Here is a 398-nt window from a genome sequence, read left to right as displayed (position 1 = left end):
GGGAGGGAATCGTCGAAGGTGGGACTGGCGATTGGGACGAAGTCGTAACAAGGTAGCCGTACCGGAAGGTGCGGCTGGATCACCTCCTTTCTAAGGAGCTTCTAGGCAACCGCAAGGTTGTCCAGAGCCACTACGTCGGCGAATGTCCGACGGTGGTTTGCTCATGGGTGGAACGTTGACTACTCGGCAAGTTCAGTTTCTTCTCTGTTAGTACTGCTTCGGCGTGGAACGCAGAGGGTGAGGGACTTGTCGGGCACGCTGTTGGGTGTCTGAGGGCACGGGCTTTGCCTGTTCCTTCAAACGCCGGCCCCAGTGAACTCAGCCTTCGGGTTGGGGTGGTGGGTGGCTGGTCGTTGCTTGAGAACTGCACAGTGGACGCGAGCATCTGTGGCCAAGTT

General features: G+C 58.3%; 1 rRNA gene. It reads left to right on the top strand.

The features are described 5' to 3' along the window. Positions 1-90 (top strand): 16S ribosomal RNA (locus ADK86_RS17150); the annotation flags it as partial. Between the last annotated feature and the right edge of the window lie 308 nt (positions 91-398).

The sequence above is a fragment of the Streptomyces sp. NRRL F-5755 genome, from assembly GCF_001279365.1.
Classification (GTDB): domain Bacteria; phylum Actinomycetota; class Actinomycetes; order Streptomycetales; family Streptomycetaceae; genus Streptomyces; species Streptomyces rimosus.
Note: the sequence above shows the minus strand (reverse complement) of the source record. Positions and strands in the feature narration are given on the sequence as shown.